This is a genomic window from Ottowia sp. VDI28, assembly GCF_049532675.1.
Lineage (GTDB): Bacteria > Pseudomonadota > Gammaproteobacteria > Burkholderiales > Burkholderiaceae_C > Ottowia.
The window spans coordinates 1577926-1600310 of record NZ_CP149820.1 but is presented as its reverse complement, the minus strand read 5'-3'; the positions used below and the strand labels follow the sequence as shown (position 1 = coordinate 1600310).

At 60.3% G+C, this 22385-nt stretch carries 18 protein-coding genes and 1 pseudogene; 7 read left to right on the top strand and 12 right to left on the bottom strand.

Annotation, left to right across the window (positions count from 1 at the left end):
* Window positions 1-270 precede the first annotated feature (270 nt).
* Window positions 271-1017, bottom strand: coding sequence for a hypothetical protein (locus tag WJU18_RS07540; RefSeq protein WP_423459487.1), 747 nt, complete (start codon window positions 1015-1017; stop codon window positions 271-273).
* Window positions 1018-1214: 197 nt separating this feature from the next.
* The gene (locus WJU18_RS07535) at window positions 1215-2675 is read right to left on the bottom strand and encodes a tyrosine-type recombinase/integrase (RefSeq protein WP_423460959.1); all 1461 of its coding nucleotides are present in this window, start codon (window positions 2673-2675) and stop codon (window positions 1215-1217) included.
* A gap of 922 nt (window positions 2676-3597) precedes the next feature.
* On the opposite strand from WJU18_RS07535, the gene WJU18_RS07530 reads away from it, so the two are divergent.
* A complete protein-coding gene (locus WJU18_RS07530; RefSeq protein ID WP_423459486.1) occupies window positions 3598-4620 on the top strand; it encodes a patatin-like phospholipase family protein in 1023 nt (340 codons plus the stop codon).
* A gap of 31 nt (window positions 4621-4651) precedes the next feature.
* Here the strand turns inward: WJU18_RS07530 and WJU18_RS07525 are convergent, their stop codons facing one another.
* Genes WJU18_RS07525 through WJU18_RS07510 form a run of 4 tightly spaced genes read right to left on the bottom strand, consistent with a single transcriptional unit; the run spans window position 4652 to window position 10088 of the window.
* Window positions 4652-5626, bottom strand: a complete 975-nt coding sequence (locus WJU18_RS07525; protein ID WP_423459485.1) for a Bug family tripartite tricarboxylate transporter substrate binding protein — start codon at window positions 5624-5626, stop codon at window positions 4652-4654.
* 36 nt (window positions 5627-5662) lie between these two features.
* Window positions 5663-6799 carry a DSD1 family PLP-dependent enzyme gene (locus WJU18_RS07520; RefSeq protein WP_423459484.1) on the bottom strand — a complete coding sequence of 379 codons (1137 nt, stop codon included), beginning with the start codon at window positions 6797-6799 and terminating at the stop codon, window positions 5663-5665.
* Window positions 6796-8487: an amidohydrolase gene (locus tag WJU18_RS07515; RefSeq protein WP_423459483.1), complete on the bottom strand. Its 1692-nt coding sequence runs from the start codon at window positions 8485-8487 to the stop codon at window positions 6796-6798. The genes WJU18_RS07520 and WJU18_RS07515 overlap by 4 nt, the downstream gene beginning before the upstream one ends.
* Window positions 8484-10088, bottom strand: a complete 1605-nt coding sequence (locus WJU18_RS07510) for a gamma-glutamyltransferase family protein (protein WP_423459482.1) — start codon at window positions 10086-10088, stop codon at window positions 8484-8486. The genes WJU18_RS07515 and WJU18_RS07510 overlap by 4 nt, the downstream gene beginning before the upstream one ends.
* A 139-nt stretch (window positions 10089-10227) precedes the next feature.
* Here WJU18_RS07510 and WJU18_RS07505 point away from each other — a divergent pair, with 139 nt between their 5' ends.
* Entirely contained in the window at window positions 10228-11136 is a 909-nt protein-coding gene (locus tag WJU18_RS07505) for a LysR family transcriptional regulator (protein WP_423459481.1), read from the top strand.
* 145 nt (window positions 11137-11281) lie between these two features.
* Here WJU18_RS07505 and WJU18_RS07500 read toward each other — a convergent pair whose 3' ends face one another.
* From WJU18_RS07500 to WJU18_RS07485, 4 genes are read right to left on the bottom strand one after another with little or no spacing between them, the layout of a single operon-like run.
* Window positions 11282-12883 (bottom strand): carboxylesterase/lipase family protein, encoded by a 1602-nt coding sequence (locus WJU18_RS07500; RefSeq protein WP_423459480.1) that lies wholly within the window; start codon window positions 12881-12883, stop codon window positions 11282-11284.
* Window positions 12884-12885: 2 nt separating this feature from the next.
* Window positions 12886-14325 (bottom strand): M20/M25/M40 family metallo-hydrolase, encoded by a 1440-nt coding sequence (locus WJU18_RS07495; protein ID WP_423459479.1) that lies wholly within the window; start codon window positions 14323-14325, stop codon window positions 12886-12888.
* On the bottom strand, window positions 14322-15044 hold the full coding sequence (locus tag WJU18_RS07490; RefSeq protein WP_423459478.1) for a tripartite tricarboxylate transporter substrate-binding protein: 723 nt from the start codon (window positions 15042-15044) through the stop codon (window positions 14322-14324). Before WJU18_RS07490 ends, WJU18_RS07495 begins: the two co-directional genes overlap by 4 nt.
* Window positions 15014-15313: a hypothetical protein gene (locus WJU18_RS07485; protein ID WP_423459477.1), complete on the bottom strand. Its 300-nt coding sequence runs from the start codon at window positions 15311-15313 to the stop codon at window positions 15014-15016. The genes WJU18_RS07490 and WJU18_RS07485 overlap by 31 nt, the downstream gene beginning before the upstream one ends.
* Before the next feature lie 103 nt (window positions 15314-15416).
* Between WJU18_RS07485 and WJU18_RS07480 the strand changes: the two genes are divergently transcribed.
* Entirely contained in the window at window positions 15417-16334 is a 918-nt protein-coding gene (locus WJU18_RS07480; protein WP_423459476.1) for a LysR family transcriptional regulator, read from the top strand.
* 4 nt (window positions 16335-16338) lie between these two features.
* On the opposite strand, the gene WJU18_RS07475 is transcribed toward WJU18_RS07480, so the two are convergent.
* Entirely contained in the window at window positions 16339-17388 is a 1050-nt protein-coding gene (locus WJU18_RS07475) for a GlxA family transcriptional regulator (protein ID WP_423459475.1), read from the bottom strand.
* Between the two features lie 53 nt (window positions 17389-17441).
* Between WJU18_RS07475 and WJU18_RS07470 the strand changes: the two genes are divergently transcribed.
* Together WJU18_RS07470 and WJU18_RS07465 are read left to right on the top strand one after the other, a co-directional pair.
* Window positions 17442-18185 carry an SDR family oxidoreductase gene (locus tag WJU18_RS07470; protein WP_423459474.1) on the top strand — a complete coding sequence of 248 codons (744 nt, stop codon included), beginning with the start codon at window positions 17442-17444 and terminating at the stop codon, window positions 18183-18185.
* A complete protein-coding gene (locus WJU18_RS07465; RefSeq protein WP_423459473.1) occupies window positions 18182-19159 on the top strand; it encodes a bestrophin family protein in 978 nt (325 codons plus the stop codon). Before WJU18_RS07470 ends, WJU18_RS07465 begins: the two co-directional genes overlap by 4 nt.
* Here the strand turns inward: WJU18_RS07465 and WJU18_RS07460 are convergent.
* Window positions 19149-20090: a class I SAM-dependent methyltransferase gene (locus WJU18_RS07460; protein ID WP_423459472.1), complete on the bottom strand. Its 942-nt coding sequence runs from the start codon at window positions 20088-20090 to the stop codon at window positions 19149-19151. The genes WJU18_RS07465 and WJU18_RS07460 overlap by 11 nt on opposite strands.
* Before the next feature lie 526 nt (window positions 20091-20616).
* Between WJU18_RS07460 and WJU18_RS07455 the strand changes: the two genes are divergently transcribed.
* Both WJU18_RS07455 and WJU18_RS07450 read left to right on the top strand, forming a co-directional pair.
* Window positions 20617-21414 (top strand): hypothetical protein, encoded by a 798-nt coding sequence (locus WJU18_RS07455; protein ID WP_423459471.1) that lies wholly within the window; start codon window positions 20617-20619, stop codon window positions 21412-21414.
* Window positions 21415-21668: 254 nt separating this feature from the next.
* Window positions 21669-22292: pseudogene (locus WJU18_RS07450) on the top strand (tyrosine-type recombinase/integrase).
* The last annotated feature ends 93 nt before the right edge of the window (window positions 22293-22385 follow it).

Sequence of the window (22385 nt, the reverse complement as noted above, 5' to 3'; positions counted from 1 at the left end):
GCCATGCAAGGCGGCCATGGATACGCAGGGGACGGATAGGACCATCCTCACGGCAAGCCCAGATGCGCAGAGTTTGCTGAGCGCGATTCAGGTAATACGCTGCCTGGGACGTAGGGACTGTAGGACGAGTGACGCTTTCCAGCGGCGGGTATTGTGTGGCTTTCGCTGCCATCGTTTCCTCCCTTTCGGGTTTGTTTCGATGCGCGAGTTTTTTCCGCGAACTATCCTCCCCCGCAAGGGTTTCATATCCCCCAAACTGGGGGAGAAGAGTCAGGCGTCAGCAATGTCACCGCTGGCGCGCAAACGCTCCCAAGCCTTATCGAATACCTTATCGCTAGTGAACAGTTTTTTGCGGGACCTCATTTCGGCGCGCATCTCGGCTTTCAGTCCAGGCATGCTTGGTTTCCAAGGAGGTATAGCTTTGGGGTCATGGCCTCGCTGCGCAATGGCGCAAAGTATGGCTTCATCCTGTGCTTGGGACCGCGGCAAAGGCTCCCTGCGTAAAGTCGGCGTTGGATCAGCGTCCACCTGTGTGTTGACATAGCCCGACCCTGCCTCAACGGCCGCAATTTTTCCTGTAGGGGGTGTTACCGTGGCAAGCCTCAATCTTTCAACGTGATCACCTATGGCGAACAAGTCTCCAAGCCGAATAGTTATCGGCGTCGCCATTCTCCCGTTGGCCGGCAATTCCACGTACACCCTCCCAGCTTCAGGCCAACCGGTATGTACCCGCCCTGCATTGGAGATGTATGCCTCCTGCACGTTGCTCGCTTCACCGCTATTGAGGACTCTTTGAAGCGTAGGCTTGTCGGCCTGCAGATAAATGCTGCGCCAACGGCTCATTTCCAGGGGGCGCCCAGGGTTCGGATTGGGCAGGCTTGAAGTAAAACAATCCCGCAACAGGAAATACAACCCAATTTGCCCGTTCACGGCGGCTTGGACAACCTGAATTCGTTTAATTTCAAAAAACTCGGCCCAATGTTCGAGTCGGGCAAAGCCAAATTCTCCATCTGCCAACGTGGATCCTCCTGGGGTAGTACTAGCTCAATTCAGTGCTTTTAGCGCATTCATCGCTGAACGAACAATCGGGTGCCGCTGTGATTTCAGTTGTCCTGTTGCGCTTAGTTTGCGTCATTTTCACAAACACCTACAACTTCTAAATTGATGGTCGCGTATGCAGGGCCGTGCTTGCGCATCCCCAATGCTGCTAGCACCTAGAGCTTTCGGGGGTCAGCTCTTGCGTCGCACTCCACGTCGGCCTGCTCCAGAATCCACGCCTCTATGCGCTCATGGTGTACTCGCAACATATCCAGAGGTCGAACGGCGTAATGCTTTTCCGCGGTAGCGCTAGGCTTGTGACCCATAAGCTGCGCCACAATCCCGGCGGGAACATCAAGCCATTCCGTCAAACTCTTAAATGAGCGGCGCAGGCCATGTAATGTCAAGTGGTCGATGCCGGCAGCCGCGCAAGCGCAGGCATGGTGGCTCCGAGGCTCAGAAATGTGTCCGGATTCGCTGGCCTGCACCACTTCACCCAACTCCATCGATTCGCCGCTGGCATGAGCTCGGCGTTCGCGACGAGCCATGTTCTTTTCGTCCATCTTCACTATGCGCGTACTGGCGAACACCCATTCGTTTCGCCGAGGCAATTTGGTCAGGAGCGACTGCACATATGGAGTCAACGGGATGACACGTTCACCCTCGACCTTGTCGCGGATCGTCAAGCCCCGCCACAGCTGGTTTACGTCCTCCCATCTCATGGACAGCACCTCCCCCGGCCGCGCGCCGGTCAGGAGCATCACCTGAAGGGCGGCAGAAATTGTCGGATTGGCCAAGTTGCGCACCGCGGCAAACCACGCCGGCAACTGCTCGCGCAGCAAGGCGTCCGTCTTGGCCTTGGGCTTGCCCAGCGCCTCCCGAGTCTTCCGAGTGGCAGCTGCATTTTTGGATGGTAGTAGCGGGGCGTACTCAGGCTGCTCCGCACACCAATTCAAGAACACTTTCAGGAGGCGCCAGGCGAGACGAGCACTGGTGGGACGAGTCTTAGCCTCCTCGGCGGCCCACGCCTCCACTGTTGGAGCATCCAGGCTGCGCAGCGGCTTTTCCATGAGAACGTGCAAGGGCATGGCGATGGTTACCCCCTTACCGCGAGTGCCTCGTTTGGCAACCTCTCCTCCAGCGCGGGCCAGCTTGACGTGGTCGTTGTAGTGAGTGGTGCCCCAATGCGGCTTGCGCGCTTCCAAATAAACAGCCCATACCTCGCCCACGGTCAAAGCCGCGGCAGCAGCTTCCTGCTTGATGCGCGCGGCTGCGGCTTCCGCATCGGCCTTGCGTGCGGCTTTCTCAGCCTCGGCTTGGCGCTCCAATTCACGGGGGTCATGACCACTGTCTAATGTCACCCGAAGGCGATTGGCCTCCTGTCGTGCCGCCTCAATGCTCCAAGCCCGCACATCACCAATAGTGCGCCGAATGGTCTGACGGTTTAACTTCGCCTCGAAAACGAATGACTTTGCACCCGCGCTGGTCACGCGTACCCGCAAACCCGGCGCCTTTGTGTCCCGCAGGAACGCCTGGGCCTTGACGTCGGTGCGGCAGATCAGGCGCTCGATAGCCCCTGCGGTCAGCTCGATAGCTTTGCTGGTGTCTGGCGCTTCAGAACTCTTTGGACGTGCCATGGTGTCGATCTCCGGTTGGCTACACGGCGATCTGTGTAGCCACTGTGTAGCCAAAAACCCTGAATTTTGGCGTATTTCAATCAACACCTCGATCAAGCGATTTACTCAAATTTGATCATATCCTGTTGATTCAATTGAATTTTATCAATCGACATCAACAATGGCAAATACTAAAACAAGAGGAATCATAATCCACAGGTCCGCGGTTCGAGTCCGTGAAGCGCCACCATACATAAGCCCTCGTGGCTATTAGCCCCGTTGCTACAAATACTGTAGCGCGGGGCTTTTTATTTAGCCTTACTTTCTCAAAGCTGTAATGGCGGATGCAAGAGCATTTGAGGCAGACCAAGCCGAGCAGCAAGCGGACGAAGCCTTGGCATGAAGGCAACAGCCTAATCGTATTAAAAACCACCGTTCTTATACATATAGACGCTAACATGTATAAAAATTCCGATTTTTTATACAAGTAAGCTATTCCTGCCGCGCCATGACCTCGCTGCTGCCTCTTGAAACGCTGGCCCCTCGCGGTTTTACACACCGGCGATCCTTAAGAAGCTAGCCAGCAACAGCCATCGTCTGGCGAAACTCAAAGGTGTGGTGGCGTCCATCCCCTATCAAGGTACAGATTCTCCTGGAACGGCACGGGGAGTAAGAATGACCGAAGACCAACTCGAACGAGAAGTCTTGAGTTGATTGGCCAAGTTGGCATGAGCCATTCACAGTGAGCCATGGTTCGGCTAGTGCGCGAGCATCTCTGCTCAGGCAGGCGGATTTTTTGTTTACTTCTAGAGATGAACCTGTGCGGATTTAAGCGATCAATAGACTTGAATACATTTCTATCGCGCCATCCTTTCCCCGTATGCGCCTGAACGCTCAGAATACCCTCGCCCGCCTTTTAGCCCTGTGGCGCCCGTGGAGTGTCATGAGTGCGGCGGCCCTCTTGGCTGCTTGCGGCAGTTCACCGCCCGCCCCCACATCCGAGACCCCCGCGTCCCCGGTCCCCGCACAGGCCGCGCCGCCCCACTCTTCGGCTCTGCCTCCCATCAAAGTGGGCGTTGCACTGGGAGGCGGCGCAGCCAAGGGCTTCGCCCATATCGGCGTCATCAAGATGCTGGAGGCTAATGGCTTCGCTCCCGCGGTAGTGGCGGGCACCAGCGCGGGCAGCGTGGTCGGGGCGCTGTACGCCAGCGGCATGAACGCGTTCGAGCTGCAGGAAAAAGCCGTCGCGCTCGACGAAGCCAAGATCCGCGATCTGCAGTTTTCCTCTGGCGGGCTGGTGCTGGGGCAGAAGCTCGAAGACTACGTGAACCAGCAGGTGCGGCGCCAGCCGCTGGAGCGGCTGGCCAAACCCTTCGTGGCCGTGGCCACCCGGCTGGAAGATGGAACGCGCACCGTGTTCTCGCTGGGCAATACCGGTCAGGCGGTACGTGCCTCCAGCAGCGTGCCTGGCGTCTTCCAGCCGGTAGCCATCGGCAAATACCATTACGTGGATGGCGGCGTCGTCAGCCCCGTACCGGTGGATGCGGCGCGCCAACTGGGCGCGGATGTAGTGGTCGCCGTGGACATCTCCAATAAAGCGCGCGGACAATCACCCACCGACATGCTGGGCACGCTCGGCCAATCCATTGCGATCATGGGCCAAAAGCTCGGCCAGGCCGAGCTCGCCCGCGCGGATGTGATCGTGCGCCCGCAGGTGCTCGACATCGGCGCAGCCGACTTCACTCAGCGTGCCAACGCTATCCTGGAAGGTGAAAAAGCCGCCCTGGCCGCAATGCCGCAGATTCGCGAGCGTGTCGCGCAGCTGCAGGCGACGCGCGACAAGGCTGCGCACCTCGCGCAACAGAAGGAGGCCGAAGCCCAGCACCACGCCTGCCTGGACCAGCGCTCACGCCTGCAGAAGCTGACCGACATGGTGGGCCTGAACGACGCCTGCCCCAAACCCTAGTTCCTGGCCGATCTTTAGCTCCGGCCAGCGCTCATTCGAGTGGCTTCACACGGCCCTCGCGGACCAGTCCCGCCCAGCGCTCCACGTCCGCATTGAAATAGGCGCCGAACTCCGCGGATTTCGCGGGCACGTTTTCAGCCCCGATTTTGGTCAACGCGGCCTTGACATCCGGCTGAGAGAGCGCGCGTTCCACGGCAGACTGGAGTTTCGCGATGATGGGTGCGGGCGTCTGAGCGGGCGCAAAAAAGCCTATCCAATTAAGCACCACGAAGCCAGGGTACCCCGACTCCTGTACGGTCGGGATATTGGGAAACGATGGCAGCCGCTGGCGTGATGAGATCGCCAGCGCGCGCACCGATCCGCCTTCGATCATGGGCGCAGCAGAACCGAAAACGTCGAACAGAAAAGAGATGCGCCCCGACAGCAGATCCGGATAAACCGCGGCGCTGCCCTTGTAGGGCACATGCAGCATCGGTGTTCCAGAGGCGGCGCGGAACAACTCGCTCCCAAGATGGCTTCCCGACCCCGGCCCCGATGAGCCGTAAGTCAATGATTGGGGATTCGCCTTGCCCGCGGCCACGACGTCGGCAAGCGATTTGTAGGGGCTGTCCTTCGACACAATCATGACGTTGGGAAGGCCCGCGATACCCGCCACGGCAGCCAGATCGCGGCGGGGATCGAAAGACATCTTCATGAGCGACACGTTGGTCGCCAGGCTGTTGGTCGCGAGCAGGATGGTGTAGCCATCGGGGGCGGCCGACTTGGCCACATAGGCGGACCCGATATTGCCGCCCGCCCCGGCCCGGTTTTCCACCGCGACCGCCTGGCCCAGGGTCTGCGACATGTGATTGGCCAATAACCGGCCGATATTGTCCGCAGTGCCTCCTGGCGCAAAGGGAACGACCATGGTGATCGGCTTCGCCGGGTAGGCCGCCTGCGTGAATCCCGCCTGGCCAAAGCTGATGAGAGCAAAGGCGCAGATCATTTTCGAGAGAGATAGCTTCATGGGAAAGCTCCGGTTGATGGCATCAAAATCAAGGTGTCAAAGCACGCCCCGGCCGTCGATGGGCCAGATCGCGATGAGGGTGTCTCCGTGCAGCACGTGATATTCGCTGTGCAGGTTCACGGTGGGGTCGCAATGCGGAAGCACGAAATCCACGGTCTTTCCCCATAGCGGCTCGCCCGGTCCGGCGAACTGGAGCTTTCCGTATTCGTCGCCGAAGAACTGGAAAGTCCAATCCGGCTGGCCTCGCACGCCTGGTGCGAAGCTGTCTGAAGAAAGACTCTTGGTGCCCAGGTTCACCGTGGCGATGCCCGGATGGTTCTGGCTGATGACATGGCCTCTCAGCCAGATGGATACATCGAACGGCACCATGGAGGTGCCCCAGGCCACCCTGCCGTATTCCACATCCATGAAGACAAACGAACCCGCCTGATGCTCATTGAAAAGGCCACTCGCCGCGTCGATCGGAAACGAGCCAGTACCGCCGCCTGAGACGATGGTTGGCGCGAGTCCCGCGGCCCGCAGCCCATCGAGAACGGCCTTGAGCTTTTGCAGATGAGTTCCATAGACCCGCTGCCTTTCCTCGAAACTCTCTATGTGCTGCACCAATCCCGAGTACGCCTGAACGCCTGCATATTTCATGCTCGGGCTGGCTGAAAGGCGCGTGGCGAGTTCGATCGCCGCCGGGCTATCCGGCGCTCCGGTCCGCTGCATGCCGATATCCAAATCCACCAGCGCATTGATCTGGAGGCGGGCGCCTTTCAAGGCCTCTTCCCACAACTCGATGCCACAGATCGAATCGACCACCACGGAAAATTCGCAAGGCTGCCCTGATGGGCACAAGCGCTGGAGCGCGGCGGCAATGGCGCTCGCCTGCCTGGGCTGGGTGACCGGCGCCGTGAGAAGCAGGTCTCCGATCCCCGCGCCCAACATAACCAGTGCCTCATGCGGGGTGGCGCAGCACAGGCCGCTCGCGCCCCATTGGATCTGCCGCTTGCCCAGCTCCGAGCACTTGTGGGTTTTGGCGTGCGGGCGCAGCTTCATGCCTGCTTTTGCGGCAAGCTCTACCATGGAACGGGTATTCCGCTCAAGCAACTCGCCATCCACGATCAACGCGGGGGTCGTCAGAAGCCGGGCGCCACCGGGTTGCCCGATGAGATCAGCATTTGCCGTCATTCGCCGCTCCTTGAATAGGTCTGCACGCCGCCCACATAGGTCTCCACGGAAACAATGTCTTTCAACGCATCCTCCTGCACCGTGAGAGGGTCATCGCTGCACACAAAAAAGTCCGCGAGCTTGCCCGGTTCCAAGGAGCCTTTTGATTTTTCCTCGAACGTCAGGAACGCGCCGTCCAGGGTCGCGGCCCTGATGGCCTGCTCTCTGCTGACGCGCTGGTCTGCAGCCACCAACTCGCCCGACCGGTCCCGGCGCGCCACGGCATGCCATATCGGATGAAACATCGATACTGGCACGTTGTCCGTCGCGAGGGACACCCGAACGCCTGCCTTTTCCAGGCTCCGCAAAGGAGATATTTCCTGCTCACGCTCGATGCCGATCGAATCACGTGTCCTGATTCCGGCCCGGTAGATATACCTGTTGGTATGCGTGGTCATGACAAGCCCAAGGTCTCGCGCCTTGGCAATGTCCGTCTCTGTCAGCAAGCTGATGTGCCCCAGGACCCAGCGCTTGTCCCGGATCGGCACCACGCGATCGACTTCTTCGTACAGACCGATCAGATCCGGCGTCACGCCGACGCACCTGATGTTGTTGCGGGCCGCGGCGATCAGCACCGCTTTCAGTTCTTCGCGAGGAAGACCGGCGTCGTTGTAGAAACCCGCCCATCCGGTGTAGGGGTTGCATGAGGCGCGCAGCATGTTCTCCTTTGGAGACCGCGGGCCATCGCCCTCCTCGTCCATCAGCACGTACAAGCCGCCTGCGCGCAGATACTCATCGCCAAGGCCTCGCCCGCCCATCCACGCTCCCCAGGTGGCCAGAAGCTTCTCGCGGTCGGCGCCCGCCACCGTCGACCATGAGGGGCTGTGGACCAGATGGGCCCGCACATTCAACGGCCCGCGTGACCTGAGTTCCTGGTAGGCACTCAGCACCTCGCCGGCAATCCCGTGCTCTTCGAACACGCTCGTGGTGCCGTAGGCGTTGTACTCCCGCATGGAGCGCTCAAGCGCAGCGACGCGGTCGCGCCCCGTGAAACGGCCCGCCCTGAGCATCAGCGTCAACTCGACGACAGACATGTAGGTGTGCTCGAAGAAAACGCCCGTGAGGTTTCCATGGCTGTCCTTTTCAAGATGCACCGATTCGGTCATCGATGGCGTGCTTCCGTCGAGGCCGCACGCTTCGAGCGCCCTTGAATTCGCTATCGAGACGAGCGGCAACGCGTGGCGCCAGAACCCCCAGATGGGCTTGATGAACACAGGGTTGTCCGGCGCCACCTGGTCCAGATCCCAGCGGGTGGGCCAGCGCTGCTCCTGCAGCCCTTGCGGCATGTTCCAGTAGGAAGGCGGATCGCCGACCGGCATGGTGACGATCCACTCGCCCGGCTTGGCCTGGCGTACCAGCGCCGCGATCCGGTCGAGAATGTCGCGTATCGAGCGGGCACCCTCCAGCGACGGATAGACCTGCTTGAGCCCCTCCCGGTCCATGTGGGCATGCCCGTCGATCAGCCCGGGGAGCACGGCCCGGCCACTCAGATCCTGAATGACAGCCTCGGCGGGGGCCCCCGCCTTGATCTGCTCGCTGGATCCTACGGCCACGATACGGTCGCCCCGCACGTGGATAGCCTCGTACACGCCGAAGCGCTGATCAACCGAGATTATTTTTCCGTTGACGAATAGCCGATCACGATTCATGCATTCCCCGCCACGCAAGAAGCATCGCGCCTGTCGTCGGCCACGGCGATGCGCCGGCCATCATCGGCCAGCTCGATGCATTCCGCCGACCCGAAGAAGAATCGCTCGGCTGCTGCAACTTGAACATCGAGACCCTGCTCGCGCAACTGAGCCGGAACCCCGGCGGCCCTGCCTTCGGCAAGGCCTGGCTCAATCAGCAGCCCACCGCGAAGATCCATCGACCAGCGCGGCGCCGCGATGCTTTCCCTGAGGGAAAGCTTCATATCCACCAGGGCGGACAAGACATGCGTCAAGGTGATCGTCTGGCCCGAGCCCCCTGGTGTTCCCAGCAAATACTTCAGCCGCCCCCCGCTCATCACCATGACCGGGTTCAAGGTATGCGCCGGCCGCTTGCCCGGTCCTGCGCCGTTGGGATGATCTGCCTGCGGATTGAATCCCGCCAGGCGATTGTTCAAGATCACGCCTGTCGCAGCATCCGCCACCATCGCACCAAAGGGCTTGAAAATGCTTTGAATCAGCGTGATCGCATTGCCAGACTCATCGACCACCGATATCGTCGCCGTGCCTTGGGATTTGCTGATCGAGCGCGCCGGCCCATCGGAACGCATCCCTTCACGCAGTGCTTCGGCAGCCGCTGGAGAGAGGGCCTCTTGGGCGGACGCTACATGCGAAGGGTCTCCCACATAGGAGAGTCCGTGCGCGAAAGCTGTCTTGGCCGCCTTCATCAGAAGCGCCAACCGCTCCGCAGACAAGGGACCATGCTTTTCAATGCCGGTGCCCTCAAGTGCCAGAAGCTGAAGCAGCATGAACAAGCCGAACGAATTGGGCGAGGCGACATTCACAGTCAACCCACGGTAGCTGGCACTCAACGGACGCGACCAGATGGGCTCGTACGCGCTCAGATCGTCCATGGACATTGAGCCGCCCTGCGCCTGCAGCACCTGGCACATCGATTGACCGATGTCCCCTTGATAGAGAGCTTTCGGGCCGTTATCTGCGATGGCTTGAAGCGAACGGGCCAGGGCCGGCTGAAGCAGCCTGTCTCCAATCACCGGAAGCTCCCCGTCCGTGAGGAACAGTTGCGCGAGGCCGGCATCTGCCTTCACCCCTGCGCCAAACAAACGGAAAGATTGCGCGAAGTCATCGCAAACCTCGACGCCTTCCGCGGCCAGCCGGGCAGCAGGTTCGATAAGCGATTGCCAGCCAAGACGGCCGAACCGTTCATGAATGGCATGCCATCCGCCCACCATACCCGGAACCCCGCAACTAAGCGGCCCCTGGCCCAATTGGGAGGCTGAGACATGAGGCGCAAGCGCCAGAGGCGAGGCGCCAGACCCGTTCAGGCTCCAGACCTCGTTCTTCGAGGCGTCATGCACCATCGCAAAGCCATCGCCGCCCAAGCCGCAGGCATGGGGCAGTGCCACGCACAGCACGGCCGCGCCAGCCACCGCCGCATCGAAGGCATTCCCGCCTGCCTGCAGCACGCGCTGCGCCTGTGCAGTCGCGAGCGGATGGCTCGACACGACGGCATAACCCGTTCCGGCAGCCTCGGTGACCCCCAGGCCTGCCTGGGCTATCGATGATTGAGACAAATCCTGCATAGATCCTCATGTGTGAGGGGGTTCACTGTAGGAGCGGGCGTGGTCCGTGGGTATACTCAAATCAGTTAAGGGGTTAACCAATCCATCCACCTTTAATCTGCCCTTCTTTTTCTGCCCTTCTTTGGCTTGAGATGAACCTGTGAATCTCACTCACTTGCAGCACTTTGTCGCGGTCGCCGACAACGGGAGCGTCCGGCTGGCGGCAGAATCGCTGGGGATCACTCAGCCAGCAGTATCCCGCTCGCTGCGCGCATTGGAGACCACACTGGGTGTGTCGCTGCTCACCCGCGACTCAAAGGGTTCGCGCTTGACCGAGTTCGGCGAGGTGCTTCACGAGCGCGCCAAGCTGATCACGAACGAGATCGACCGCATTCCCGTTGATCTCGCCGAGTTGGCGGGCGATCCGGATGACGTGGTGCGCATTGCATGTTCCGCGACGCTAGGGGTCGATCTTCTACCCTCGGTTCTGGAAGATTTTCATGAGAGGTACCCCAAGGTCCAGCTGCACGTCATGGGCGGATTGCCGAGCTCCCACCTTTCCCAGTTGGCGGATGGCTCGCTTGATCTCGTCATCGGTGCACGGCCGCGGGGAGCGCTTCCCGCATCGATCGAAGTGCATGACCTGTTCACCGTGAGCACCGTGATCGCCGTGCGCCAGAAACATCCATTGCGTGCAGCCAAGTCGCTAGAGGATTTTGCCGAATCCCAATGGGTGCTCCCGAGCGCCGCCTTTGATGTTGCCGCCGATCTTCAAGCGGCGTTCAAGACCATACGAAAGAGCGGCCCCATGATCGCCATGCGGTCGGATTCGCTTTACTTTGTTCAGGCGCTGGTGGCCTCCACCGATTACGTCACCCTGATTCCAGAGCCCCTGCTCAAGGTCGTGGTCGCCTCATCGGGACTTCGCGAAGTCCGGGTTCCCGAACTGCAGTCCCAGGACGCGGTGGCTCTCTTCGTCCGTACAAACCGCAGGCTTTCCCGTGCCGCGACGCAGCTTGCAAGTGCACTGAAGCTTGGCGCCAAGCTTCAGTCCAAGGCGAGGCGATAGCTCTGAACCCTGTAGTTTCGCGGGAAACACCTGTAGCGCTAAACCGCGCAGCGGGCCCTGCTTTCAGGCTTAAGGCTTCTCGTTTTCTCCTTTGCACGGGCCTTGCTGTTCAAGGTCCGTGCGTCATGGCGGAGCCGGCCAACCTCTATATGGCAGGCCAGATTTCGCAGTGGTGCGTCGTCTCGAACTCTCCATTGGCAACTCGGCTCTCCGGTAGCGTGAAGTGCATCAGATGCTGCTCTCCTGAGCCTGCAAAGCGCGGCCAATCCAAACTTGCGGAACCTTGCTCGCCGTTCGGGTCGCCGCTGCGGACGAAGTTCACCAGGTGCTCCTGCATCTGCGCGCTGAGCGCCTTGCGCTGGGCAAGCGCGGGAGCGTTGGTCACCTTGTCCGCGACAGGGGCGTCAAGATAGGGATAGTTCCTTAGCCCCTCCACTCCACCGGCCCAGTACATGGCATCCATCCCGTGAGAGCTGCCATAGTAGTAGCCGCTGGATTGCTCGGGAAAAGACATGACCGGATCGGTCAACTCCCACCCGTAGACTGGCACCCAGGCTGAGAGCGTGGTGCGCTGGATACTGTTCCCGCACGCATACATCGCATCTCCCGTGGCCCGTGCAAATGCCTGTCCCGGCGAGGAAAAGCGCGACAGCGCGTAGGCCGCATCGATCCGTGTGGTATCGGAGCCAGCCGGCGCCAAAGAATGCAAAGCGAACGGGTAAACCGCCGCGCTCATATTCGGGTCGGAGAACAATGTGCCTTCGTCGTATACACCACCAATCATCACTGGCACACGGTTGAAATCGCCTTCTGCAAAAGCGCGCAACGGAACCTTCGTAAGCACACTGCCATCGACCGTGGGACGCCATTTTCCGGGCCCTTGAGCGGCGAGGATGGCCGACACCGGCACTGCGCGCAGGCACCCTGCCTGGTCTGCCGCCGCGCCACAGCCAAGAGCAGTGACCGCCGCATCGCCAACGGCGGTGGCTGCCTCTGCACTGAGATTGGAATACTCGGCACCGCCACCGCTTTGCATCATCGCCCGGTGAAACAGGCCGCGCGCCTTGGGCGACTGCAGCAACGAGAAAGTCTGTGTCGCGCCGGCGGATAGGCCCCACAGCGTGACGTTGCCCGCATCTCCCCCAAAAGCCTCGATATTGCGCTTGATCCACTGCAGTGCGCCGATCGCATCCATCAATGCGAAGTTGCCCAAGCTGCCGTCTTGATTCGATGCACTTAGCGCTGTATTGGCCAGGAAGCCGAGCGCACCCAACCGGTAGTTGAAGCTCACCGTCACCACGTGGCGTTTGCTGATCTCTCTCAGGTCGGCTTGCGCGCCCGAACCGATCACGAAGGCCCCGCCGTGCATAAAGACCAGTACAGGTAATTTGGCACCTGGCGCTGCGTCGGCAGGCTTCCAGATGTTGAGGTACAGACAAGCTTCGTCGGTCACCGCATCGGCGCCTGGTCCAGTCTGCGGGCAGGAAGCACCCATGCGCGCAGCCTCCTGCGTCTCTGTATGCATGGGTGGCGCTGCCGTGGGAGCCCAGCGCAATGTGCCCACGGGTTGGGCCGCATAGGGTATACCGAGGAAAGATACCAACTCCTCCGCTATCTGGCCACGGACGCGCCCCTCCGTGGTATCCGCCAGCGTCGGATCGGCCGAAGTATCCGAACCACCGCAACCGGACAAGCCCAGACAGAATCCAAGTCCAGCGGCTAGCGCCGTGTGAAGTAAAAATCGCATGATCATGTCTCCTCTGCCATGGCAATAGTGAAATCGGCCGGTGCGAAATGGCTCAGTTGTTCAAGAAGTGCGGACCAGTCCCTCATACCATCGCGAATCGAAGAACGCCGAAAGAACTCGTTGGGCGCATGCACGTCCTCATCAGGTAAGTTGTAGCCAAACATCAGCGTGTCGATGCCCAATGTTTCCTTGAAGATCGCGGTAATGGGCACGCTGGCGCCCAGCCGTACGTGGATCGGCCGCCGCTGCATGGATCGGGTCAGCACAGCCTCCGCGGAGCGCACCAGCGGATGCGCTGGCACGAGGGTGGCTGCACGCGCTCCTTCATGCAACTCAGTCACCTCCAGCGTGCAACCAGGGGGCGTCTGTTCGTGCAAATGAGCGGCCACGGCTCGAATGATTTGACCGGGGTCCTGGCCGGGAACCACACGGATCGTGAGCTTGATAACCGCTTCGCATGGCACGATGGTCTTGCCGCCTGCCCCAGTATGGCCGCCATACAGGCCATTGACATCCAGCGACGGACGCAGCGTGATGCGTTCGCGTGCGCTGTAGCCCGCCTCTCCATGCGGCGCGGCGCCCACGTCGGCAAAGAAGGCATCCTCGTCGTATGGAAACGCCGCGGTGTCGGCACGCGCGCCCTCTCCAGGCGGTACCGCGCCATCAAAGAAACCCGGTACAGACACCGTGCCATCAGCACAATGCAATGACGCCACCAGCCGCGCAGCTTCATGCAGCGCGTTGCGCACAGCACCGCCATAGCGGCCGGAGTGCAGATCCTTGTGTGCACAGCGCAGCCGCACCTCCAGTTGCGCATTGCCGCGTGCGCCGGTGTTAATGGTGGGCACCTCGGCGCTCGCGCGGCCCCCATCCGCCGAGAGAACAGCGTCTGCGCTCAACAGCGCGCGATGGCGTTCAGCCAGCGCGCGCAGCGAACGGCTGCCCACTTCCTCCTCCCCCTCCAGAAACACCTTGATATTCACCGGACAGGCCTGATGGACTCGCAGAAAGGCTTCGACGACGGCCAACGCAATGGCGGTAGCGCCCTTTACATCCGAGGCGCCGCGTGCATAGATATGGTCGCCAATGGTCGTCGGCTCGAATGGCGGTGTACGCCATAGCTCCAGCGGCTCGGGAGGTTGCACATCGTAGTGCGCATAAATAAGCAGCGTGGGCCGGCCCGGCGCACCAAGCCACTGACCGAAGACGGCAGCCTCGCCACCGCCATCGAGCAATTGGACGTCGTCCAAGCCCATCGCCTTCAGCCGTTCAACCAGAAAGCCGCGCGTGGCGGCCATGTCACTGGCGTGAGCCGGATTGGCGCTGACACTGGGCAGGCGCAGGTAGTCTTCGAGCCAAGCGATGGTGGCCTCTTCGGTCGCCTGCAGGTATTGCTGAACCGGGGCCAGAGTGGCAAAAGGAACAAGGGATGCGGGCTTCATTGCGGCTCGAACCCCACTGTTTTCACGAGTTCGCGGTAGCGCGCGGCCTCTTCACGATAGTAGGCCGCAGCCTCTTCAAGAGACATGGGAGAGAACAAGGTTTTGGCCTGAGCCTCCAGCGAGCCGCGCACCTGCGGTAGCTTCAGGGCCGCCTGCAGCGCCGCGGCGTGCCGCTCCACCAAACGCTGGGGAGTCCCTCGCTTGACCAGATAGCCCGTCCAGATACTGAACGAAAAGTCCTTGAAATTCTGGGTATCGCGATAGCTCTGCACGTTCTGGAACGGCGCGGGTAAACGCGCATCAGCCAGCGAGCCAATGATCTTGATGCGGCCCTGCTTGACCAAGTCCGCATAGTTGCTTTGATAGGGCACGAAAGCAAAGTCGATCAGGCCGCCCATCAAGTCCTGCACCATCGGTGTGCCGCCCTTATAGGGCACATGCGTCATCGGTGCGCCCACGCGGCGGGAAGCCAGCTCCCCCAGAAGGTGGTACAGCGTGCCCAGACCAGGAGACCCATAGGTCATCGGCTCGCTGCGGCGCGTGCGTGCAAGCTCCGCGAGCTGGTCCAGCGTGCCGGCAGGAAGATGGGCCCGCGCGATCACCACCAGATGCGAGATGGCCACCGGTGCCACCATACGGAAATCATCCGGCTGATATCTCACGCTCTTGTTGACCAAACCCGAAAGAATCAGCTCATTGGGCGAGCCCTGAAACAACACTTGCCCATCCGCGGGTGCAGCCAGCACCTTATTTGCGGCGATGGCGCCGGAGGCGCCCCCAGGTTTTCCACCACGACGGGCACGCCCAACAGGTGCGCCAACGGCTCCTGAAAGGTACGCGCGGTGTAGTCGCTGGCCGAGCCGGCGGGGTACGGCACCATCAGCGTGGCAGGTTGGGTGAATGTGGCCTCGCGCGGCTGTGCGGCCAGCGACGAAAGCATCAGACTGCACAGAAAGCCCACGGCAACGCGGCTCCAACGATGAACCATAACGAACTCCTGAGGATGTTTGCCGTGAATTCTTCGACACTTGGAATAAGTCGTCCAATGGATTGTTTTTGTAATTTTCATGATTTTTATGAATAATAAATCCATGAATTTGCAGCAGCTCACTCACTTTGTCGCGCTAGCCGAGACGCGCTCATTCAGCCGGGCCTCGGAGTCGGTGCACATCACGCAATCCGCCCTGTCGCGCAGTATTCAGTTGCTGGAGCAGGAGCTCGGGCTCCCTCTCGTCAGCCGCATCGGCAAGAGCAATGAGCTCACGCCTTTCGGTACGCAGGTACTGGCCCGGGTGCGCCACATCGTGCAGGAGGCGGGAGAGCTCAAGCGCGCAGCCACATTGCTGGCGTATGGGGCCACTGGCCCGATCAATCTGGGGATGGGGTCAGCGCCGGGAGCTTTGTTTGCCGCGCCGCTCATGACGCATCTATTGCGCGCGCATCCGAAGATTCAACTGCGCTTGCTGGGCGGTTCGCCCGACCTGCAGATTTCGCAACTTCGCGCTCGCCAGACCGACGGCTTGCTCATTACATATCGCGCATTACCTCCCGCCGAAGATCTGCAAGTCGATGTGCTGCCTGCTCTGCGCTCGGGGTTCATCTGCCGTGCCGGCCATCCTCTTGCGCAGTCCTCAAAACTGCGCTTCGAGGACCTGCGCGCCTATCCGCTGGTGTGTACGCAGGCGAGCGACGACGCTGCACGCACCCTGCTTGAGCGCTACGGCGAGCAGGCGCATTTGAAACCGTGGATCCAGGCTGCCTCCGAAGACGTGGGGGCATTGTTGCGTACCGTCGCCGCGACCGATGCCGTATTTCTCGGCGTGGTCGCCGCGGCGAGCGCCCAGATCTCTGAGGGAAGCCTGCACGAGCTTCTGCTTACCCCGAGCGCGAAGCTGCAGGCCCAATTCGCGTTCGTGACGCTCAAGGGGCGGGCAGAATCGCCCGCACTGCAAGTGGTGAGGCAGTTCTGCCAAGAATTGGCCCATGAGGCGCTGGACTCAAAAGGCTAGATATTCACCTGGAAGTGTGCACCGTCTCACGCCGGGCCGCGAATCGCCGCCGGTAGTCCCGAGGCGCCACGCTCAGGTGGCGCTGGAACGTCACGCGCAAATGCTCCTCGTCGCTGAAACCGCATAAACGCGCAATCTGATCGACGTTGTAGGACGAGTCTTCAAGCAAGCGCCTGGCCGCCTCGAGCCGGAACACCTCCACGGCCTTGGCCGGAGTGCGCCCGGTCTTCTGTTTGTAGACGCGCGCAAAATTGCGCGGACTCATCCGTGCCTGGGCAGCCAATACTTCCACGTTGAGATCAGTACGAACGAGGTTCTCGGTGATCCACAGATTCAGCTCGTCGAACGTCCCCGCCGAGTCTTCGGCCTGGGCCCGCAACATACCGCTGAACTGCGACTGACCGCCGGGGCGCTTCAGGAACACCACGAGCTCCCGTGCCACCTCCATCGCGATCTCGTGGCCGCAGTCGGCCTCGACCAGCGCCAGGGCCAGATCGATACCGGCGGTCACGCCCGCCGATGTCCACACCGCACCCTGTGGCACAAAGATGGCGTCGCGGTCAATCTGTACGGCGGGGAAACGCTTGCTCATCAGGTCAAACATGAGCCAATGGGTGGTGGCGCGCTTGTGATCGAGCAATCCGGCTTCGGCCAGCAAGAACGCGCCACTGCATACCGACGCGGTGCGGCGTGCCTTGGCCGACGCGCGCCGCAACCATTGCACCACCGGTCCGGCGTTCTCGATCACCTCTGCCATGTGTGGTGAACCGGGCACGATCAGGGTGTCGACGGAGCTCGGCCGATAGGCCGTGAGCGCATCGGTCTGAATGAGCAAGCCTTCCGCACTACGCACCAAGCCGCCGTCAAGGCTTGCGGTACAACGCTCGTAACCCTCCTTGCCCCGTGCCTCCATGGCCTTGGTGGCCGCCCAGAACACGGTTTGCGCACCGCTCAAGTCCAGCAAGCCGAACTCGGGAAAAGCAACGAACAGCACCCGCTTCGCACGCTGGCGTTTTTGCGCCTTTGATGGCAGTAATTCAGGGGTCTTAGTCATTTGAGCCATATTGTTCCACATCTACCATGGAGCCTCAACCAACAGGAACACTCATGAAGATCGTTGTGATCGGGGGTAACGGCCTCATCGGCAGCAAGCTCATTCCCCTCCTTCGGCAGCGTGGCCACGAGGCCATCGCGGCCTCCCCCAGCACCGGCGTCAACACGCTGACCGGCGAAGGTTTGGCGGCAGCGCTCGCTGGCGCACACACGGTGATCGATGTCGCCAATTCACCATCTTTCGAAGATGCTCCCGTGATGCATTTCTTCGAAACCTCGGGCCGCAACCTGCTGGCGGCAGAAGCCGCGGCCGGTGTGCAGCACCATGTGGCGCTGTCAGTGGTTGGCACCGAGCGCCTGCAAGGCAGCGGCTACTTCCGCGCCAAACTGGTGCAGGAGCAATTGATCGAAGCCTCGAAGATCCCGTACACCATCGTGCGGGCCACGCAGTTCATGGAGTTCCTGCCGGCCATCGCGCAATCGGGCATGCAGGCGCAAACGATTCGCTTGCCGTCGGCACACCTTCAGCCTGTGGCAGCGCAAGACGTCGCATTAGCCATGGCTGATGCGGCGCTGAGCGCGCCTCTCAACGGCATGCTCGAAGTGGGCGGGCCAGAACGTGCCGGCATGGCAGCCATGGTCGAGCGCTATCTTCGCGCCACCGGTGATCAGCGCACCGTGGTGGCCGACTCGAAAGCACCTTATTTCGGCGTGACCGTCGACGATGGCTCGCTGACCACCAACGCCGGAGCCCGGCTCGGCACCACCACCCTTGATGCCTGGCTAGACGCGCGGTGAACGTCGGCCGCTCCTACCGGCTGCGCGAGTTCCTGCTGTGGACGCGGCGCGAGCTCTACTTGCTGATGATCCTCGGCATCGTACCCGTATGCCTGTACGAACTAGCCGGCTGGCGGTGGCTAGCCATTCCATGGACGGTGGTGGCGCTGATTGGCACGGCCACGGCGCTGATCGTGAGTTTCAACAACACACAAACCTATGCCCGTACGGTGGAAGCCCAACAGGTATGGACCGGCATTCTCAGCAGCAGCAAAGCCTGGGGCCTGATGAGCCGTGACTACCTCAAGGATCCCGAGGCTGCGCGCCAATTGGTGAACCGGCACCTCGCCTGGGTGACCGTGCTGCGCTACCAGATGCGGCGAAGCCGCGCGTGGGAGAGCACCAACCGGGCGACCAACGCCGAGTACCAGTCGTTCTACGATGTGCCGGAAAAAGAAAACACGCTGGAAGCCGAACTTGCGCGCTATCTCGAAGCCGACGAACTGCGCGGCGTGCTGGCATCGCGCAACAAGGCCACCCAGCTACTGGCTCATCAGAGCCGGGCGATCCGCGGCCTATTCGACAGCGGCAAGATCGTGATCAACTTCTTCATCGAGATGGAAAAATCGATCAAGGAACTGCTCGACCACCAGGGGCGCAGCGAGCGCCTGAAGAATTTCCCGTACCCGCGGCAGTACGCCACCATCAACTCGTTTTTCATCAGGCTGTTCTGCATCCTGCTCCCGCTGGGCATGCTGAAGGAGTTCGACGCGTTGCATCGCGTGTGGCTGGTGATCCCGTTCAGCGTGATGATCTCCTGGATGTACACCTCGCTGCAACAGGTCGGGGAAAGCACCGAAAATCCCTTCGAGGGTGGCGCCAATGACGTGCCGATCGCTCAGATAGCCCGGATGATCGAAATCGAGGTGCTTGAGCTGCTTGGTGAAACCGATTTGCCGACGCTTCGGCGTCCGAAGAACAACATCATCCTTTGAGTGGCGGCGCCCGGTACACCAGGACTTTCAGCGAGCGCTCATCAGAGATATCCGCAAAAGCAGGCGGGTTCGCCAAACGCTCGACAAAGATCAGCTCGGGCGCCAGTTCGTTCATCTGGCTCTGCAGGAACGCGGGGCCCAGCTCGGGCGCGTTGAGGCACAGTAGTACATGGCCCCCAGGCTCGACCAAGTCGAACATCCGCCTGAGCAGCCGCGCATAGTCCTTAGTCGCGACAAAGCTGCCTTTCTGGTAGCTCGGTGGATCCACGATCACCAAGCTGTAGGGGCCTCCTCGCGTGATCTTTCCCCATGTATTGAAAATATCATGCGGAAGGAAGCTGGCGTTGGCCAATACGTCGTTGAGTTGGTGGTTGCGCTGACCTATGGCTAGCACCCCCTTGTTCATGTCCAGGTTGGTGACGTGACGCGCCCCAGCCTTCAAGGCGACGACGGAAAATGCGCAGGTGTAGGCAAACAGGTTCAGTACCTTAACCCGATCACCGGCGGCTGCGCGCGCGGCTATATGGTCGTGTACCCACCGCCGTCCTTCCGCCATGTCCAAGAACAGCCCATGGTTCTGGCCCTTTGCCACACTAATGTAATAGCGCACGCCGCCTTCGCTGACCCAATGCGGATCAGGGACCGCACCGGCCATCACCTGCGTGCTGCTTCGGCCTTCGTGCCGGCACTGGAACACCCAGTTCAGCGGCTGGCCGGGCGCCAGTTCGGCCCAGCGCTGCTCAAGTGCGGTACCTATTGCAGACAGTTGGTCGTCCTCCACCGGAAGGAAACTGGTCAACACCCATACCGGTGGGAAGAAATCGAGTGACCAATGGGCGCAACCGGGGTAAAGCCCTCCGCGACCATGGAAGATACGCTGCGCCTCACTGGGTAGGGGCATGGAGGCTATGGCGTTGAGCAGGAGCTGCATTCGAAAGTGTGAAAGTTCGGAAATTTCTAAGCCGCCATTGTGCTGCCGTACTGCCCTGCCAGCCGGATGCGACAGAGGCCACAAAGCCCGGAATGGCGCGCTGAGCTTTTATTGCTTCCGTGTGCACGTGCCGCTGGCACGGGAATGTGGGCTGCAGGCGGTGCGTCCCGTTGACTTGAGTCCACTTTAGGCTGGTCTGAGTCATTCACAGTCCAGTGCCTAGGCGACAGCAAAGGCCAACACGAGCCGTTGAACGCTGCCTGTCCTGAACGGCCGCTTCACCCTCAGGACTGGCCGCTCGATTGCGCGGTTTGCCACGCACTGGCTCGAAGGACCGCTTCTGCATGCCCCGACAGGCTCGGGTCGACCCTGAGCAGTCAGATGGATTCAAGCCGCAAGCCGTCGCTAGAAGAGCTTTCGTACTCGTTTGCTCGACGCTTAGGCTATAGTGTTTGTAACAACTACGCACACAAACCAAATCCGACAACCGTTTAGCGCGTAACACTGTTCTCATCACGCTCCAAACATGAATGCACACTTAGAAAACAACTTCAAGCGAGGCTTCTTTTTGACAGAGGAGGCACTTATCAAACTGGATGACATCATTAGAAAGCGCCTTCTGGCTGCTGACCCTAACGCAACGTTGCAGTTCAAAGTTTTTCGCGCTGATGGGATGCTTGTTGAATTCGATAATCCAAGTGCCGTAGCTGCGGAAGAAAACTCTAGCCGGAACGCGATCAAGCGAGTAGAAATATTGTCTGCAGGGGCGACCTACAAGCTGAGCCTAAAATTTGATCCCAAGGATAATACCGATCTTGGTATAGAGGCAAATGATCGAGATCTGGCCTATCTTCTCGCGGCTGACGTCAAGGACTACGTGAATTCTGAAATACTGAAGTTCCGATCTTTTAGCTTCGATTCCACGTTAAGTTCAAAGCACACTTTTCCGCTCTTGATGCTACCGTTCCTATTTATCAGTATATCCGGCATTAAAGAATCACCAAAAGGGGAAGCTGTGGCCGCAATTCTTGAATCTAGCGATGTGCAGGCCAAGCTAAATTTTCTTATAGAGTCCCGTTTAGGTCAAAACCCAGGTCCTATTAAGTGGTACTTTGTCGCCATGATAGTGATATTTGTGATTTTATTTTTTCTTGGCACGCTTTTGGATAAAGCATATCCAAGAAATATCTTCTATTGGGGAAAGCTCGCTCAAGCGCATGATCGCCTAGTTAGTCTTAGAGAGAAATTTGTCTGGGGCGTCGTAATAGCGTTTGTCATAGGCATTGCCTCGACGATAGCAGTGGATTACTTCAAGAATCCATGATGCATTGATGGGCCACCTATCATTCCACTGAACCTGCGCAAAAGCGCGGAGTCCGTTAAATTCATACGTCAAGTGGCTGCTTTCTCTTATGGCCATCGGCTGCTTCTGGCCGAAATGATGAATCCATGGCTACACCAGGAAGCTGACAGTCATAAGGCTGTGGCAACCGCCCATTGCTAGCCGTTCACGCAGGTCGGAGGTGCGCCCGCTCGAGAGCGCATCCTGTGTGGCCCTCAACTCGATGGGAGACCATCATGGGAACCACAGGTAATACCGCTCATCGCGAGCCGTGGAACAAGGGCAAGATTGTTGGGCAGAAGGCACCGTTCAAGCTCAAGGACATCTGGGCGCTGCGCGTGAGGCTTTAGATGGAAGGCAGGGTGCGCGAACTTGCTCTCTTCAACTTGGGCATCGATAGCAAGCTGCGGGGATGCGACCTCGTCGCCCTCAAGGTTCGGGACGTATGCCACGGTGATCAGGTGGCGGCGCGCGCTGTCGTCATGCAACACAAGACTCAGCGTCCAGTGCAGTTCGAGATCACGCAGGCTGCCCGTGATGCCTTGCGGGCCTGGATCGAGCAGGCTGGGCTGAAGCCAGAGGACTTCCTGTTTCCAAGCCGGCTACACGAATCGCCACATCTGGGGACACGGCAATACGCCCGAATCCTCGGTCACTGGGTTGACGAGCTAGGCCTGGACCGCATGGAGTACGGGACGCACTCGATGCGCAGAACAAAGGCGACACTGATCTACCGCCGCACCAAGAACCTGCGCGCTGTGCAGTTGCTGCTCGGCCACTCTAAGCTGGAGTCGACAGTGAGGTACCTGGGCATTGAGGTCGACGATGCCCTCGAGATATCTGAACAGACGGAGATTTGAAGTCGCCGCTGACGGCCACCCCGGAAACTGCGGCAGGGTGACTGTCTTCAACGGCTGCAATGCGGCGCTGGGCCAAATTGGCACTCTCGGCCA

Bases quoted from the DNA above. Each gene is read 5' to 3' on its own strand.
- WJU18_RS07535 (WP_423460959.1), bottom strand. From the start codon at position 2,675: ATGGCACGTCCAAAGAGTTCTGAAGCGCCAGACACCAGCAAAGCTATC.
- WJU18_RS07530 (WP_423459486.1), top strand. From the start codon at position 3,598: ATGAGTGCGGCGGCCCTCTTGGCTGCTTGCGGCAGTTCACCGCCCGCC.
- WJU18_RS07525 (WP_423459485.1), bottom strand. From the start codon at position 5,626: ATGAAGCTATCTCTCTCGAAAATGATCTGCGCCTTTGCTCTCATCAGC.
- WJU18_RS07520 (WP_423459484.1), bottom strand. From the start codon at position 6,799: ATGACGGCAAATGCTGATCTCATCGGGCAACCCGGTGGCGCCCGGCTT.
- WJU18_RS07515 (WP_423459483.1), bottom strand. From the start codon at position 8,487: ATGAATCGTGATCGGCTATTCGTCAACGGAAAAATAATCTCGGTTGAT.
- WJU18_RS07510 (WP_423459482.1), bottom strand. From the start codon at position 10,088: ATGCAGGATTTGTCTCAATCATCGATAGCCCAGGCAGGCCTGGGGGTC.
- WJU18_RS07500 (WP_423459480.1), bottom strand. From the start codon at position 12,883: ATGCGATTTTTACTTCACACGGCGCTAGCCGCTGGACTTGGATTCTGT.
- WJU18_RS07495 (WP_423459479.1), bottom strand. From the start codon at position 14,325: ATGAAGCCCGCATCCCTTGTTCCTTTTGCCACTCTGGCCCCGGTTCAG.
- WJU18_RS07485 (WP_423459477.1), bottom strand. From the start codon at position 15,313: ATGGTTCATCGTTGGAGCCGCGTTGCCGTGGGCTTTCTGTGCAGTCTG.
- WJU18_RS07480 (WP_423459476.1), top strand. From the start codon at position 15,417: ATGAATTTGCAGCAGCTCACTCACTTTGTCGCGCTAGCCGAGACGCGC.
- WJU18_RS07475 (WP_423459475.1), bottom strand. From the start codon at position 17,388: ATGACTAAGACCCCTGAATTACTGCCATCAAAGGCGCAAAAACGCCAG.
- WJU18_RS07470 (WP_423459474.1), top strand. From the start codon at position 17,442: ATGAAGATCGTTGTGATCGGGGGTAACGGCCTCATCGGCAGCAAGCTC.
- WJU18_RS07460 (WP_423459472.1), bottom strand. From the start codon at position 20,090: ATGCAGCTCCTGCTCAACGCCATAGCCTCCATGCCCCTACCCAGTGAG.
- WJU18_RS07455 (WP_423459471.1), top strand. From the start codon at position 20,617: ATGAATGCACACTTAGAAAACAACTTCAAGCGAGGCTTCTTTTTGACA.